At 43.9% G+C, this 17,147-nt stretch carries 7 protein-coding genes; all 7 read left to right on the forward strand.

Annotated features, from left to right (window positions below):
- Positions 1 to 67: 67 nt before the first annotated feature.
- Positions 68 to 3,043: a Tn3 family transposase gene (locus HWQ36_RS19945; protein WP_292705565.1), complete on the forward strand. Its 2,976-nt coding sequence runs from the start codon at positions 68 to 70 to the stop codon at positions 3,041 to 3,043.
- A 553-nt stretch (positions 3,044 to 3,596) separates the two neighbouring features.
- Positions 3,597 to 3,956 carry a hypothetical protein gene (locus HWQ36_RS19950; RefSeq protein WP_292705520.1) on the forward strand — a complete coding sequence of 120 codons (360 nt, stop codon included), beginning with the start codon at positions 3,597 to 3,599 and terminating at the stop codon, positions 3,954 to 3,956.
- A gap of 10 nt (positions 3,957 to 3,966) precedes the next feature.
- The gene (drmD, locus tag HWQ36_RS19955) at positions 3,967 to 6,819 is read left to right on the forward strand and encodes a DISARM system SNF2-like helicase DrmD (RefSeq protein WP_292705522.1); all 2,853 of its coding nucleotides are present in this window, start codon (positions 3,967 to 3,969) and stop codon (positions 6,817 to 6,819) included.
- 14 nt (positions 6,820 to 6,833) lie between these two features.
- Complete coding sequence (locus tag HWQ36_RS19960) at positions 6,834 to 10,805, forward strand: DNA methyltransferase (RefSeq protein ID WP_292705524.1); 3,972 nt, start codon at positions 6,834 to 6,836, stop codon at positions 10,803 to 10,805.
- A 111-nt stretch (positions 10,806 to 10,916) separates the two neighbouring features.
- Complete coding sequence (drmA, locus tag HWQ36_RS19965) at positions 10,917 to 14,339, forward strand: DISARM system helicase DrmA (RefSeq protein WP_292705526.1); 3,423 nt, start codon at positions 10,917 to 10,919, stop codon at positions 14,337 to 14,339.
- Positions 14,339 to 16,222 (forward strand): DUF1998 domain-containing protein, encoded by a 1,884-nt coding sequence (locus HWQ36_RS19970; RefSeq protein WP_292705528.1) that lies wholly within the window; start codon positions 14,339 to 14,341, stop codon positions 16,220 to 16,222. The genes drmA and HWQ36_RS19970 overlap by 1 nt, the downstream gene beginning before the upstream one ends.
- Positions 16,222 to 17,019 carry a DISARM system phospholipase D-like protein DrmC gene (drmC, locus tag HWQ36_RS19975; RefSeq protein WP_292705530.1) on the forward strand — a complete coding sequence of 266 codons (798 nt, stop codon included), beginning with the start codon at positions 16,222 to 16,224 and terminating at the stop codon, positions 17,017 to 17,019. Before HWQ36_RS19970 ends, drmC begins: the two co-directional genes overlap by 1 nt.
- The last annotated feature ends 128 nt before the right edge of the window (positions 17,020 to 17,147 follow it).

The following is a 17,147-nucleotide window of genomic DNA, read 5'->3' on the forward strand; positions in this document are numbered from 1 at the left end:
TTATACCTCAACGACACCACCAACTCACCACAATTCCCACAACTAGCCCGCAACTGCGTACCGCTTAATTGACCGGACTGCATATCCTAAATTCAAACAATTTCCTAACCCAAAAGAGCTTGCAGAGCTTTATACCCCACAAAGCGAAGAAATCAAGCTTGCAAAGTCCAAAACTAAGAGCCACGAAGGATTTCTTAGTTTTATGGTCATGCTAAAATCCTTCCAACGGCTTGGTTATTTTCCCCACCCCGAACTAGTACCAATTGCGGTTATTAAACATCTACGGTCGTGTTTAAAGTTACAAGATTGGGTAAAAGCCATTCCATCCGAACGCCAACGCTACACTTATCTTCAGGCGATTCGGGATTATCTGAAAGTCAAACAGTATGATAAGGCAGGTCAAAGATTAATAGCCGCATTAGTTGCAGAAGCTGCGGAGGTAAAAGACCACCCTGCTGATTTAATCAATGTAGCCATTGAAGAATTAGTTAAAGAACGATACGAGTTACCAGCATTTAGTACCCTTGACCGATTAATTCGCCACATTCGTTCAATGGTCAATAATCGCTTGTTTGCACTTTGTTCTGAAGGGCTTTCCATCAACGAGCAGATTTATTTAGACCAATTGCTAGCGGTTACGAATAATGAGCTAGATGAAAATGCCACACTTAATTTACTGAAATCGCCACCTAAAAGTGCCAAACTTAGTGGGATAAAACTCCTACAAAGTAAGTTTGATATTCTTATGACCTTTGGTGATGCCAAGCGACTGCTACAAAGTATTGCTATCACCAAAGTTAGACATTTTGCAGCACAGGCTAGGGCTTTGGATATCTCGGAATTTCAAGATATTAATTTACCCAAACGTCGGACGTTGCTGTTATGTCTATTGTACGAGGCACAGGTTAACACCCGTGATTATCTTGTTGATATGTTTATTAAACGTATCCTCAAGATTCAAAATAATGCTAAACAGCGATTGCAGGAATTACGCGACAAACATTTAACTGAAACATCAGAGTTATTGGCTACCTTTGGGCAAGTATTAAAAGCATCTACAAAAGCCAAAGAAACTCAGGATAATGCTATTTTTGGAGAACAGGTGCAATCAATTTTGGATGAACATGGTGGTACAGAATTGCTGTTGCAAAAGTTGGATGAGATTGCAGCGTACAACACCAATAACCATTTACCGTTGATGTGGCGGTTTTATTCTGCCAATCGGAAAGCACTTTTTAGTTTGGTACGTTCTTTAGATATTCTCTCTACTTCTGCTGATGAGTCAGTAATTGAAGCATTAAAGTTCGTGTTAGAAAATCAACACAAACGCGCCAAGTATTTACCTTTTGAGATTGATTTAGATTTTATTAGTAGTAACTGGCGTGCGCTAGTTGTAGAAGAAATTGATGGAGCTGAGGTTTTGGTTCGTCAGCAGTTAGAAATTTGCATCTTTTCAAATCTAGCAACTGAATTTAAAACAGGAGATGCGTGTGTTGTGGGTTCGTCAAGTTATGCCGATTTCCGCGAACAATTATTGAGTCATGCTGAATGCGAACCTTTGATAGAAGAATACTGTCGCTTACTTGAATTTCCTGCTAACCCAGATGACTTTGTTAAACACCTACAAGATAAATTAGCACAGGTAGCTTTCGTTGTAGATAATATTTGTGCGGTTGATAAACAATTCACTATCAATAAAGACGGAGAACCTGTACTTAAAAGAATCCCATCCCTAGCTCAAACGGATGAAGTGGAAGAATTAGAATCAAAAATTCGGGCTTTGATGCCGGAGCGCAGTATCTTAGAAATCCTTTGCAATGTTGAGCATTGGTTGAACTGGACAAGGCATTTTGGTCTATTTTCAGGAAGCGAACCAAAAATATCTGATCCTGCTGAACGTTATATTTTTACTACCTTTAGCTACGGCTGTAATCTTGGCCCTAATCAGATGGCTCGTCATTCCCAAGGTGCAGTGACAAGTCACATGATTTCTTATACAAACCGTCGCCATATTAGTGCTGCCAAAATTGAAGCTGCAATTCGGGATATTATCAATACGTACAACCGTTTTAGTTTACCGTCTTGCTGGGGTACAGGGAAAAAGGCTGCTGCTGACGGAAGCAAGTTTGAGATATACGAGAATAATTTACACAGCGAGTATCACATCCGCTACGGCGGTTACGGTGGTATCGCCTATCACCATGTCTCTGATAAATATATTGCTTTGTTTACCCACTTTATCACCTGTGGTGTGTGGGAGGCTGTCTATATTTTGGATGGGCTGTTGAAAAATCTCTCAGATATTCAACCGGATACTTTGCACGCAGATACTCAAGGTCAATCTGGGCCTGTGTTTGCTATTTCCTATCTTCTCGGTATCAAATTGATGCCGCGTATCCGTAACTGGAAAGATTTAACTTTTGTTCGCCCCAGCGCAGATGTTACTTACAAGTATATCGAACCGTTGTTTAAGGGCGTGGTCAATTGGAATTTAATCAAGATTCATTGGTATGACATGATACGTGTAGTACTGTCAATTAAGGCAGGTAAGGTGATGCCTTCGATGCTTCTACGTAAATTGGGTAGCTATAGTAAGAAAAATCGACTTTATCAAGCTTTTCTTGAGTTGGGCAAGGTAGTGCGAACAATGTTTTTGCTCGACTATGTTTCTAATGTGGCTCTTCGCCATGAGATTACAGCGATAACGAATATTGTGGAGATGTACAATGCCTTTCTGGACTGGGTGTTCTTCGGTAAGCTGGGAGCGATTACTGAAAATGATCCTATTGAGCAGGAAAAGCGGCTGAAGTATCTTGATTTGGTAGCAAGCGCAGTTATTTTGCAGAATACGGTTGATATGTCGTTGGCTATCCAAACGTTAATGTCACAGGGCGAATTGATTCCTATGCGACACCTTGCAGCAATGAGTCCATACATAACAAGACATATCAAAAGATACGGTGATTATGTGGTGAATTTACATAATATTCCCCAACCATTGGAGGCTGCTATTAATCTTCCACCAGAAATCTTTGAAACCTAGATATATCAACGGTTTACAGACCATCTTGCAGGTTTTTACACGTATCTCGGCTCAATACCATTCACAGTACCCTCAAGGGTACTTTCTCTATCAAGAACTACTTGAGGGCTTCCATCTCTGTGAGCAATTCTCGATGTTGGTTGACAGTGGTTAAATAATGCTAGTTTATCAGGTTACTTTAAGTATACGCAATTCAGCCTAAATATTTTAAGTGATATTACTGAGCAATAGATTACTATTTAATTTTAATCCAATAATTGTCTATGTGATATTAGGTAGATTATACCTTTTAGACTCTCTTCATTTAGGAATTACAAAGTTTTCTGCTGAAAATAGCCACTTGCTATAGACGTATATAAAATAACATCATTAAGATGTAGCAGGTGCTAAAGAACAAATAGATTAAAAGCTATTTTATACCTGCAACGCAACTTTCAAAAAGATGGTTGTAGATTAGCACTCCAAGCTAACCAGGCATTAGGGTTTAGGGGAGTGAGTTTTTCATGATTAGAGGAGGGATAATACCAGCCGAGTTACAAGGGGGCAGACACGAGTGACTGACATTGTAACTGGACAGATTGTGCGCGTGCGATCGCGGCAATATCTTGTAGAAGAAGTTGTGTCGAAACCGTCTCCAGAGCAAGACACTAAAGTTAGTCTTTCTTGTTTAGAAGATGATGCGTTAGGAGAATCGCTAGAAGTTCTTTGGGAACGGGAAATAGATGCCAAAATCGTCGGGGCAACATCTTGGGATTCCATAGCAAATCGAGGTTTTGATAATCCGCGTCTATTTTCTGCCTATCTGCACACATTACGGTGGAATTGCGTAACCTCCACAGATGCCAAGCTTTTCCAAGCGCCTTACCGAGCAGGTATAGAAGTCAAAGCGTATCAGCTAGAGACCACTGCGTAAAGCTTTACTGATGCCGAGAGTTGGTTTGTTTATTGCCGATGATGTCGGTTTGGGGAAAACCATCGAGGCAGGGCTGATACTGCGTGAGATGTTGATGCGGCAAAAGGTTAGACGAGTCGTTATCTCGTGTCCGCCGTCAGTGGTAAGGCAATGGCAAGAAGAAATGGAGAGTCGCTTTGGACTCACATTTATGATTCTGGATCGTGAGTTTATTGCTGCCCGTCGTCAAGAACGGGGTTATGGAATTAACCCTTGGATGACACACACTAGGTTCATTATTTCCCACGCTTTGCTACGAGATGAAACCTATGCCGCACCATTACGGGACTGGCTTGGTGATTTTGCGGCTGCTTCCATGCTCATCCTGGACGAAGCTCACAATGCTGCACCTGCGAGTGGTGCAAAGTATGCCGTTGATTCCCAACTTACCAAAACTGTTCGAGATTTAGCACCGCGTTTTGAACACAAGCTGTTCTTGTCTGCCACTCCCCACAATGGACACTCCAACAGCTTTGCTGCCTTACTAGAAATTCTCGACCCCCAGCGTTTCTGCCGAGGAGTACCCGTTCGTAATCGCAAGTTGCTGGACACAGTAATGGTGCGGCGCTTAAAACAAGATTTACGGGAGATTGGAGAAGAGTTTCCCCAACGCTACGTTCTTCCTATAGTTATTGATAACCTGCCAGAAGACGCACCAGAACTCAAATTATCCCGATTGCTGCAACAGTATCGCAATCTGCGTGAGGAAAAGCTCAAAGATGCAGCGAAATCTACCCAGACTACGGCGATGCTGGTGATTACTTCACTACAAAAGCGTCTTTTGTCTTCCATTGAGGCATTTGCTCGGACTTTAAAGGTGCATCGGACGGGGATGGAAAAGCAAGCGGCTCACCGCCCCACCATACATCAAGTCAGTCTACCTTTGCTGTTTGAATCCCCTGGTGCAGACGACGAACGGGCTGAATTCTCCGAAGAGGAAGTAATTGCAGAAGAAGATGCTCAAATGACAGCAGCTAGTATGCAGGCTGCCGGACAAACAGCGCGTGAATTAGCAATTTTAGATGAAATGGCAGATGTAGCTAATTCCTCTCGCTACCAGCCAGATCCGAGGATTCAACAACTGGTGGAGTGGATTCGCCAAAATCTTTGTCCCGATCTGGGTCAAGCGAATGCTGCTTGGTTAGAAAGACGAGTAATTATATTTACAGAATATACAGATACTAAATGTTATTTACAACAGCAATTACAAAGTGCGATCGCTAATTCTAACCGCGAACAAGAACGCATAGATGTATTTCACGGGGGCATTGGAGAAGAACGCCGCGAAGCGATTAAAAGTGCATTTAACGCTGATCCAGCACGTCATCCCCTACGAATCCTGATTGCTACAGATGCAGCACGGGAGGGAGTGAATCTGCAAAATAACTGTGCTGACTTGTTCCACTTTGATGTGCCGTGGAACCCATCAAGGATGGAACAGCGTAACGGACGGATTGACCGCAAATTACAGCGATCGCCTGTTGTCCATTGTTACTACTTTGTTTTACCGCAACGCACAGAAGACAAAGTATTGGATGTACTGGTGCGGAAAACAGCCACGATTCAACAAGAACTTGGCAGCCTTGCACCAGTAGTTGAAAGAAATGTGTCGCGCCTACTCGCTAATGGAATTCGCCACCAAGAAGTAAATAATCTTGCCGACTCTATTAATAAAGCAGAGCAACTCAGTAACAAGGAAACAGTAAACACACAGGTAATTAATGAGGAACTGGAGCAAGCCAGACTCCGCCAACAGGATTTGACTAAACAAGTTGAGAATTTACAAGAAATGTTGCAAGAATCGCGGAAGTGGTTGGGACTAGATGACAATCACTTCCGTAATGCCATCTCTGCTTCTTTAGAAATTCTGGGAGTCCCAACACTTGCCCCTGTAGATGTGAATGAAGTTGCTAACAATCCTGTAACTGCGCGTTGGACAATTCCGGCTCTCGACCAGCGTACTGGTGCAGATCCAACATGGTCAACTACACTTGATACCCTGAGAACACCTCGAAAAATCGGACAAAAGCCTTGGGAATGGCGAAAAGAAGCACCGATTCGTCCTGTAGTTTTTCGAGATCCTGGTTCTTTAGATGGGGATGTAGTTCATCTGCATTTAGAACACAGAATTGTCCAGCGTTTACTGAGCAGGTTTTTAGCTCAGGGTTTCTTGCACGATGAATTAACTCGTGCTTGTGTTTGTCTAACTAATGACCCAATGCCAAAAGTGATTGCGCTGGGACGGCTGGCTCTGTATGGTGAACGGGCTTCTCGCTTACACGACCAAGTAATTGCAGTAGCAGCAGAATGGTCAGACCCAATCAGCCGAGGACGCAAGAAACTTCAATCTTTAAGAGAAGGCGAGAAAGACAACGTACTGGAATTACTGGAAAATTCCCTAGCTTCCCCTCACTTGCTGGAAGTTGCCGAAGCGGTAAAAGAGCGATTGAAAAAAAGTGCTGCCCAAGATGTAGCAGAATTAATTCCTCATCTGGAACGCCGCGCCACAGCTTTGGCTGAAAGGGCTGAGAAAAACCTGGCCAATCGCGGTACTAAAGAAGCTGCTGAGATGAAGAAGATTCTGGAGGAACAGCAGACGCGAATTCTCAAGTGCCAAGAAGAATCTAAGGCAGTGCAGTTGTCTCTTCCATTTATAGAAGAACAGCGCCAATTGGATGCAGACCGTCGCCATTGGGAAAAACGCCTGCAAGCGATCGCAACCGAACTAATTTCAGAACCAGCCCGGATTGAAGCCGCCTACAAAGTAAAAGCAGTGCGGGTTGAGCCAGTCGGCGTAATTTATTTATGGCCGATTTCCGGCTAGAGGGAGTATAAACAATGGCAAACGATCCAGAAATTCGGTTACATAAAGAATGGTTAGGCTTTCTCCAGCCGGTGGGGTTGGTGGTGTCTCCGCCTGCATTGTCAGCAGCCCAAGCTGTGGTTAACCGCAATGTGGTAGAACTGCAACAAACATTGCAAGAAGTTGCCAGACGCGAACCCGTCTCCGGTGACATAGGCAAGAAAACCTTTGGAATTGACGACTTTCCTGCTTTTACTATCAATGTTTTAGGTTGGCAACCAGAAGATTTAGTTGTCAGTCCAGAGTCATTAGCGATCGCACTCCCAGATTACAACGAAGTTTTGACACCCACATATGCTGTACCCGACCCTAATGGCGGTTGGATGATGCTGGTACAGGTGCTTCCTGATGGGACTGAACTCGACAATGCAGGCGCGGAGGATAGTAAATCTACTGGTTGGCACGCCAGCCCCCAGTCTAAGTTTGAGCGCCTTTTAAAAGAAACAAAAGTTTACATTGGGCTATTGTGCAACAATACAGAATTGCGTTTGGTTTATGCACCACTTGGTGAGTCATCGGGACACCTGACTTTTCCTGTGCAGGCAATGTGTGAGGTATCTGGGCGGCTGATTTTGGGTGCAATGGAGATGTTGCTCTCGGCTGATCGATTGTTTAATGTCCCTAGCGATCGCCGTTTGTCTGCAATTCTGGAGAAAAGCCGGAAATATCAAAACGATGTCTCTATTAAGCTAGCAGAGCAGGTATTAGAGGCATTATGGGATTTACTGCGCGGCTTCCAAATAGCAGATGCAACTACTAAAAGCGGCTTAATAAGTGATATTGCCACGACTGCACCCCAGCATATTTACGGTGGACTGATTACCATCTTGCTACGGTTGGTGTTCCTGCTTTACGCTGAAGACCGTGGACTGATGTCTCAAGATGCAGTTTATACACGCTACTACTCAGTTAGTGGACTTTACGAGCGCTTAAGAGAAGATGCAGGCAACTACCCAGATACAATGGATCAACGGTATGGTGCTTGGGCATGGTTGCTGAGTCTGTTTCGTTTGGTTTACGACGGCGGCGGTCATGCTGATTTGTACTTACCTGCTCGTCATGGGCAACTATTTGACCCAGATGAATATCCGTTTTTAGAAGGTCGTCCCCAGTATACAGCATATCAAACAGGGGAAAGTCTTGAACCCCCTCGCGTTTCAGATGGTGTCATTCACAGAGTATTGCAAGGGTTGCTGGTACTGGATGGAGAACGCCTGTCTTACCGTTCTTTGGATGTTGAGAAACTTGGCTCTGTTTATGAAGCAGTTACGGGCTATGAGGTAGAAAGAGCAAGTAGTCCTGCCATCGGTGTTTGGAGTAAACCTAAAGGTTCCAAATCTTCGGTGACAGTTGTTGTCAGCGTTGAGGAAGTTCTCAAAACTAAGGTGGGAGAACGGGCTAAATATTTAAAGGATGTTGCAGGTTGCGAAATTACTGGTAAATCCCTAACTGAGTTCAAGGATGCGAGGACAGCAGAGGATGTAGTGGCGGCGTTAGGACGCAAGGTATCACCGAAAACGCCGAGTTTAATGCCTGTGGGTTCTCTGTATTTGCAACCGGGGGAAGAACTGCGGCGTAGTGGTACTCATTATACGCCTCGTACTTTGACAGAGCCGATTGTTAAAGAAACCCTCAGACCGATTTTATCAGCTTTGGGAGAAAACCCCACACCTGAGCAGATTTTAGAGTTGAAAGTTTGTGATTTGGCGATGGGGTCAGGGGCATTCTTGGTCGAAAGTTGTCGTCAGTTGGCTGAAAAATTAGTTGAAGCGTGGAATAAGCAAAACGTATTACCTGAAATTCCAATTGATGAAGAACCATTACTTTATGCGCGGCGGTTAGTGGCGCAACGGTGTTTGTATGGTGTGGATAAAAACCCTTTTGCAGTGAATTTGGCTAAGTTATCTTTGTGGCTGGCGACTTTGGCGAAAGCTCATCCTTTTACTTTTTTAGACCATGCGTTGAAATGGGGTGATTCCTTAGTTGGGTTAACTTCTGAACAAATTAAAACGTTTAATTGGGATGAAGATAAAACCTATACAGACCCCAATTTACCTTTGTTTAATCTGTCGATGGAGAAGGTGAAGTTTGACAGAGATGTAATTCACAAGTTAGATGAGGACAATTATGCAGCGAAGCGTGTTTTTTACGAAAATATAGAAACAGAGTTGCATGATATTCGGCTAAAAGGGGATTTAGTTATTGCTTCCTTTTTCGCTAAGGATAAGGATAAGGCGAGAAAGGATGAGCGTGATAATTCATGGTTAAAGTTTTATAACAGGCAGAAAAATCAAGAAGATGATTTAGATGTCAGGCGAATTTGTGCAGAGTTGCGGTATGGTGAAAAACCTGTTCCCGCGTTTAATTGGGAGATTGAACTTCCAGAGGTATTTGATAGAGATAATCCGGGGTTTGATGCGATTGTTGGTAATCCACCATTTTTAGGTGGTAAACGAATTAGTACAGTATTAGGAGATAGTTATAGAGATTGGTTGCCTGTAGTAAATCCAGAAGCTAATAACAATAGTGATTTAGTTGCTCACTTTTTCAGACGAGCGTTTACACTGTTACGGAAGTTTGGCTCTTTTGGCTTGATTGCTACAAATACTATTTTTCAAGGTGATACACGTAGCAGTGGATTAAGCTATATCTGTCATAATGAAGGTATAATTTACAATGCTCAAAAGCGGTTAATTTGGCCGGGTTTAGCAGCCGTTATTGTAAGTGTAGTTCACATTTTTAAAGGTGAGTATAAAGGTATAAAGCTGTTAGATGGGCGCGAAGTTGACTTAATTTCTGCCTTTCTATTTAAGTCAGGTGGACATAAAAACCCTGCTGTTTTATTAGCAAATACTAATAAAAGTTTCATTGGTAGCATTGTGCTGGGAATGGGTTTCACATTTGATGATTCCAACCCTGACACTACACCTATTCCAGAAATGCACCGTTTGATTGAACAAAATCCCAAAAATCAAGAGCGAATATTTCCTTATATTGGTGGAGAAGAGGTTAACTCTAGTCCGACTCATTCACATCATCGCTATGTAATTAATTTTGGTGAGATGAGTGAGACGGAAGCGCAAGAATATTCAGATTTGTATAAGATAGTCAAAGAAAAAGTTTTTCCAGAACGAAAGAATAAGCCAGGAAGCTATAGCCGTCAGTGGTGGCTTTTTGGGCGTAGAAACCAAGAGGGTAATAAAGCGATAGCCCCTCTTAATCGTGTATTGGTAAGTTGTATTATCGGTAAACATTTATCTTTTGCATTTTTACCAAATGGGATGGTTTATTCTCATAAATTAGTCGTTTTAGCAATAGATAAAAATGCAGCTTTTACTATTTTACAAAGTCGTATTCACGAAATATTTGCACGATTTTTTTCTTCTACTATGAAGGATGATCTTAACTATTCTCCTACCGATTGCTTTGAAACCTTCGCCTTCCCCGAAAACTGGGAAATCAATTGCACCCTAGAAACTGTGGGTAAAACCTACTATGAATACCGCGCCGCCTTAATGGTTCGTAACAACCAGGGACTCACCGACACATACAACCGCTTCCACGATCCCGACGAACGCCACCCCGATATTTTACAACTACGCTTACTCCACGCCCAAATGGATCGGGCTGTCCTCAATGCTTACGGCTGGACAGATATTTCCACAGACTGCACCTTCCTGCTTGACTACGAAGACGAAGAAGACGACGAAAACACCAGCAAACGCCAGAAGAAAAAGCCTTGGCGCTACCGTTGGGCTGAAGAAATTCATGACGAAGTATTAGCCCGCTTACTCGAACTCAACCAGCAACGCGCCGAAGCGGAAATTTTAGGCGGTAAGGCTGCTGAGAAATCCAAGGGAAAAGGGAATACTAAAAAAGTAGCGAAATCTCGCAAGGCGACGGAAACGACTTTAACTATTCCTGATTTTCCCTCTACTTCTATGTGAGAGGTTCAACGTTAGCCATACCGATGAATTCCCAAAAAAGCATAGCCATCCTAAATCATTTATGAACACTTACTGTTCCCTGTTCCCTATTCCCTGTTCCCTGCCCTCATTATGACCACATCTGCCGAAGTGCGATCGCATTTAATCCGCGCCATGCAACTAGACTTGGTGGGGCCAACCCCTGATGATGTTGAATATGGCGAGGAAATCCTCACCCAAGCTCCTTCTAAGTGGTATCTTACAGGTTTTTTAGTACCTTTTGGAGCGCCTGTTGAAGTGCGATCGGACGAAACAGCAGATGACACACTCGAACAACTTAGTAGCAGTGATACTAATGAAGATGCCAATGCTCCCGAAGCCTCCTCAGCCCGTAAAGCTCACTTTCCTTCTTCCATTGGCTTGAGCTTTCTTCTACCAGAAAATACCACAGAACTGAATATAACTGTGCAATGGGGTGACTACCAATTTCTTGAAAGCGAAACAGAATTAGATGATAGCGAGAATCCCCAGTCAGCCAAGCAAGAATTATGGCAACGCTCTCCTCATTGCATTAGTATGCCTATTTCCCTGCTGGGAAATCAGCGAAAAATTCAGATTGAAGTTCCAGACAGCAACGGCTTAAAGTTATTTGTGTCAAATCGGGCTGTAGCTTCATCACCTCAACAAAAACTCCCTGTTGGTACGCGTTCAGTTTCAGTATTCTTAGTTAACTACCGCAGCAACAATCCCAACCAAAAGCACGACATCAGTTTTATTTTTCAAGCCTGCCTCACCATCCGCACAGCTGACGCTTTTGTATCCCGCCCTAACTTGCGGGGGCAAAACAGCCAAGACAGGGACGAAGCGGTGTCAAGCCTGCAATACCGCAACGATTGCGAATATGCTGTTGGACACAACGTTTCTGCTATTACTATCCTTAGCTCGAATCATATCTGTCAAGAAATTCGTACTAACTGGATGCCCACAGCAGAGGTGGCCAGAGTAGAACCAGCAGAAATTCCGGGGCTAGAACTAGGCATGGAAGCACTAGCTAAGGCAAAAGACGCGGCAACTATATCTGAGATGGTTTACCCAATGGTGACTGCATATACTGACTGGATTACCAAACAGCAAGCCGCAGCCCCCACTGAACCGCACCAGAGAAAGATGAAGAGTGAATTATTAACCACAGCTAGCAGAATTAAGCAACGCATAGCCGCCGGATTACAAGCTTTAGACGATCCTCTGGTGTTAGAAGCTTTTCAAATTGCTAACCAAGCCCTAGCAACTGCTAGAAGACAACGCCTAACTCACGATAATCCAGACAAATCCCCTGAAGACTTTTCACCACCGAAGTGGCGACCTTTCCAGCTAGCTTTTCTGCTGTTGAACATCCTGAGCATTGCTCAACCAGAACATCCAGATCGGGAAATAGTAGATTTGCTGTTCTTTCCCACTGGTGGCGGCAAAACCGAAGCCTATTTAGGGTTGGCAGCGTTTACTCTCGTGCTGCGTCGTCTGCGCGATCCTAGTATCCACTCTGCTGGTGTCAGCGTTCTCATGCGCTACACTCTGCGCCTCCTGACTCTAGACCAATTGGAAAGAGCCGCAACCCTCGTCTGTGCCTTAGAACTAGAACGTCAGCAAAATCCTAGACTAGGTAAGCATCCCTTTGAGATTGGGTTGTGGGTTGGGCAGGGTGCCACACCCAATAAAATGGGTAAAAAAGGCGACAAAGATAATTCAGCTTGGGCGCGGACTCAAGAATTTGATCGGCATTATCCTCATAAACCAAAGCCGATTCCCCTAGAAAGGTGTCCTTGGTGTGGCACGGAATTGAAAGCGCGATCGTTTCAACTTTTACCACTTGCGGATGCACCTACTGACCTGCGGGTAATCTGCGACAATCGGAAAAAACACGCGGATGGTAAACCTGCTTGTGTATTTAAAGGCAACAATCCCCTACCCATCGTAGCCGTAGATGAACAAATCTATCGACGGCTTCCTTGCTTCATAATTTCCACCGTTGATAAATTTGCGAATCTGCCTTGGGTTGGTCAAACTGGAGCGCTATTTGGCAAGGTAACTCATTTTGATGAAAAAGTAGGATTCACTGGGCCAGCTGATGCTAAAACCAAAGGTCGAGCCTTAGACAAAAATTTACCTCCACCAGATTTGATTATTCAAGACGAATTGCACTTGATTTCTGGGCCTCTGGGAACAATGGTGGGATTATACGAAACGGTTATCGATGTTCTGTGTAGTGTGACGCACAATAATAAAACTATCCGACCGAAGATTATTGCCTCCACTGCTACAGTCCGCCGTGCGGAGCGCCAAATTCAAGCTTTGTTTAGTCACAGCCAGGTAGATATTTTTCCGCCTCCTGGGCCAGATCGCCACGACTCCTTTTTTGCCGAAACCGTACCAATCACTAAAACACCGGGACGGCTTTATGTCGGAGTTGTAGCCCAAGGACGCAGCCTTAAAGTAGTTCTGTTACGAGCATACTTAGCCCTGTTGGGAGCAGCTAAACAAGCTTGGGAAGATGCCGGCGGAAAAACAAATCAGCATAATCCTGCTGACCCTTATATGACACTGCTAGGTTATTTTAATTCCCTGCGGGAATTGGGTGGTAGTCGCCGCCTAGTGGAAGATGAGGTAAACTCCCGCCTGAGTCATTATGGCGATCGCCGTCGCTACCAAGAACCGTTTAGCTTATTTTGCGATCGCAAAATTGATGATGAACCGGAAGAATTAACCTCTCGCATCAGCACTAACAAAATTGCTAATACCAAACGTCGTCTAGCTTTACCTTTTCATGAGAAAGAAAGAGTTGATATTGCCCTAGCAACTAACATGATTTCCGTAGGGCTAGATATCACCCGCTTAGGGCTGATGGTAGTTTTAGGACAGCCGAAAACCACTGCTGAATACATCCAAGCCACCAGCCGCGTCGGTCGAGAAGCTGAAAAACCTGGTTTAGTCGTTACCTTACTCAACATTCACCGACCGCGCGATCGCTCTCACTACGAACGTTTTCAAATCTGGCATGATACTTTCTACCGCACAGTGGAAGCAAGTAGCGTTACTCCCTTCTCACCCCGCGCCATCGATCGCGGTTTATCAGGTGTTACCGTTGCCCTTGCCAGATTAGGTAATGCAGAGATGACAGCGCCTCTAGGTGCTGCTCAAATTACCCAACATCGCCTGCTTTTAGATTTTGTGGTGGATGCGATCGTTAAACGTGCAGAAGGACATAGCCCCTTAAAAGCCGATGAAGCCGAAAGTCTGCGTCAAGAAATCCGGCGACAAGTTATAGACCGTTTAGATACATGGCAACATATTGCCGTGCAAGACCAACGCCTACAATATCAACGCAATGAAGTAGAGATGGCAGCCCCTTTACTACTTGATGCCCTTGACCCCAAGGCGGACAAAGAAAGTAGCGATCGGCAAAAATTCAAAGCCCAGCGCAGCTTGCGAGATGTCGAGCCAGTAGTGAAACTTTTTGTGCGTGACCCTGTTGGTTTAGAAATAGAGGAAGAAGTTTAATGAAGAAGTCAAATAATAAAATAAAACCACAAGCAGAAATCCGCCAAAGCCAGCTTTTATCAACCTTTGGCCCGGGAGCGATGGTAGATTTACCTAAATACTCGGTAGTAATTGGGGGATTGACCTACTGGAAAGGCGAAATGCAGCCTATTCGTGAAGACCGTTTGAAAGATAAAGTTTGCGAAATGCTGCAAGTTAAGAATATCGAACTATTTAGTCCACCGCGAGAGACTTCAGACCCGAATATGCCTCTTAGTGGTGTGGATGCATTTATTTTTCCTGCTTGGTTTGTAGCTCAAGTTGATCAAACCATTCGCTTCAACGGGAAAGATTATCGTACCCGTCCCCTAGCTAACTGGCGAACAGTTAAGGAGGGATCAAAATTTGAAGGACAGCGCGTGTCATACGTACCAGTCCGCTTTGTGCAAGCTTGTATAAATGGACATCTGAGTGATATAAACTGGTACGCCTTTGCCCATAAAGATTTTGAAACCACCTGTCGGGGACAACTGTGGCTAGATGAAGGTGGCTCTGGCAATGACTTTGAAGAAATTTTTGTGCGCTGTGAAGGCTGCAAAGCTCGTCGTCCACTTTCCATAGCTAAAGCCAAAAATTCCAAAGTTTTCGGACAATGCCAAGGGGATCGTCCTTGGCTGGGTGCTAAAGCTCAGGAACCTTGTTGGGTTTGTGCCCCAGATAAATCAGGTAATATTGTCCAAACCAACGAACGAGAACATAACCGTCTTTTGGTACGTTCTGCTAGTAATGCCTATTTTGCTCAAACCCTCAGCGTGATTTCGATTCCAGATGCTGATGAGCAATTGAAAAAAGTAGTGGATCGCCATTACTTACAGGACTTGGAATATTTGGAAGACTTAGATGAAGTGCAAAAAAATCTGAAAAGGAATCCTAAGTATGCTGACTTAACTAAATTTGGATCGGAGGTGGTTTGGGCAGAAATTCAACGCCGTCAAAGTGGAAGAAGCAGCGATTCTAAAACCATCAAACAAGTAGAAATTGAAGCCTTACTTTCTTGTTCAGCAGAAATAGGTACTTCTAATGACGAGTTTTACGCTAGTAAACGCAAGTTAGATAATTTCAATCCTGCACTATTGCCATTTATAGAACAGGTGGTGTTAGTGCATCGTCTGCGAGAAGTGATTGCCCAAGTTGGCTTTACCCGTTTTGAGGCATCCATCCCTAATATTGAAGGAGAAATTGATGATTTAAGCATTAATGTGCGGCGTGCTGATTTGGATTTTGAACGTCAATGGGTGCCTGCGATCGAGAATAAAGGCGAAGGGGTGTTTATTGCCTTTAACAAACAAGCGATAAAAGATTGGCAGCAACGGAAGGCTGTTAAACAACAGGGGCAAAAATTAGAAAGGGGTTTCAATGTCTGGCGCGATCGCAAGGGCATTCCCCCTGAAAAAGCCATTTTCCCTGGACTTCCTTATATCATGCTCCATTCCCTATCACACCTCTTGATTACAGCAGTATCTTTGGAGTGTGGTTATGCAGCTAGTTCAATTCGTGAACGCATCTATGCCAGTGATGCAGGTTATGGCATCCTTTTATATACTGGTTCTCCCGGTTCTGAGGGGACTTTAGGGGGACTTGTACAAGTAGGGAATCAACTTGAAGAACATTTGAATGTTGCCCTAGAGTTGGGAAAACTTTGTTCTAACGATCCAGTATGCGCTCAACATCAACCAGATAACGTACAAGAGGAAAGATTTTTACACGGATCTGCTTGTCACGGATGCCTACTGATCGCGGAAACTTCCTGCGAACGCCGCAATGAGTTTCTCGATAGAGCATTGGTTGTGGCTACTGTTGAAGGACTAGGAGCAGAATTCTTTCCAGATCAGGTACTTGTTTAATGGGTTTTCTTAACCTCAGTCGTCCAACCCTCGTTAATTTAGCAGCAGCTTTAGAAACTGGCAGACTTTCCCCGCCCTTTTCTATATCCAATGTAGCTAACTACATCCCTGCGGCTTTGAATCGAGACATAGTTGATGAACTCAACCGCCTCAATGTTATGGGCGTACATTCTCAGCATATTGCTTACACACTGCGACTGCTGGCAGAAGAACGAAGTACATCCCAAGCTGTGAGCGATCGCATTGACTTAGTTTGGACTGGCCCAGAAATTGTTGGTTCTCAAAGCCGCGATACTAGTGTTGTTGTGCGCGAGTTGTTTAGCACTGCCAAAACAAGTGTTCTGATTTCTAGCTTTGCTATTGATAAAAGACAAAAAGCACGAGAGTTATTTATGGTGCTGGCAGAACGAATGGATTTTAACCCAGAATTAAATGTGCGAATGTTTCTTAACGTCAACCGACCGCACAACAGTGAAGTGCCAACATCTACTTTACTACGGGAGTTTGCCAGTAGTTTTCGCCAAGATATTTGGCCAGGAAAAAGACTACCTGAAGTATTTCACGATCCGCGATCGCTGATGGTGGGTGTGGAATCAAAAGCTTGTTTACACGCCAAGTGTGTTGTTGTAGATCAGGAGCGTGTACTTGTTACCTCCGCTAATTTTACAGAAGCGGCTCACGAGCGCAATATCGAAGCTGGTGTATTACTCAATGATCCAATAACGGCTATTGCTTTGCAAATGCAATTTGAAAGCTTGGTTACAAGAAATATCCTATGTCGAATTCCTGGAATCTGACTATTTTAAGCAAGATGTTATGACCTATTAGCTTTTTTAAGACAATCACAAATACTACTGCATCATTACATCAATAAAACAACTTCAACTCGGAACTCTAGCTTAGTGGATGAACTTTATTTAATGTT

Origin of the sequence: Nostoc sp. NMS2, from assembly GCF_017115105.1 — a bacterium.
Classification (GTDB): domain Bacteria; phylum Cyanobacteriota; class Cyanobacteriia; order Cyanobacteriales; family Nostocaceae; genus Nostoc.

Bases quoted from the DNA above. Each gene is read 5' to 3' on its own strand.
- drmC (WP_292705530.1), top strand. From the start codon at position 16,222: ATGGGTTTTCTTAACCTCAGTCGTCCAACCCTCGTTAATTTAGCAGCA.
- drmD (WP_292705522.1), top strand. From the start codon at position 3,967: ATGCCGAGAGTTGGTTTGTTTATTGCCGATGATGTCGGTTTGGGGAAA.
- HWQ36_RS19960 (WP_292705524.1), top strand. From the start codon at position 6,834: ATGGCAAACGATCCAGAAATTCGGTTACATAAAGAATGGTTAGGCTTT.
- HWQ36_RS19970 (WP_292705528.1), top strand. From the start codon at position 14,339: ATGAAGAAGTCAAATAATAAAATAAAACCACAAGCAGAAATCCGCCAA.
- drmA (WP_292705526.1), top strand. From the start codon at position 10,917: ATGACCACATCTGCCGAAGTGCGATCGCATTTAATCCGCGCCATGCAA.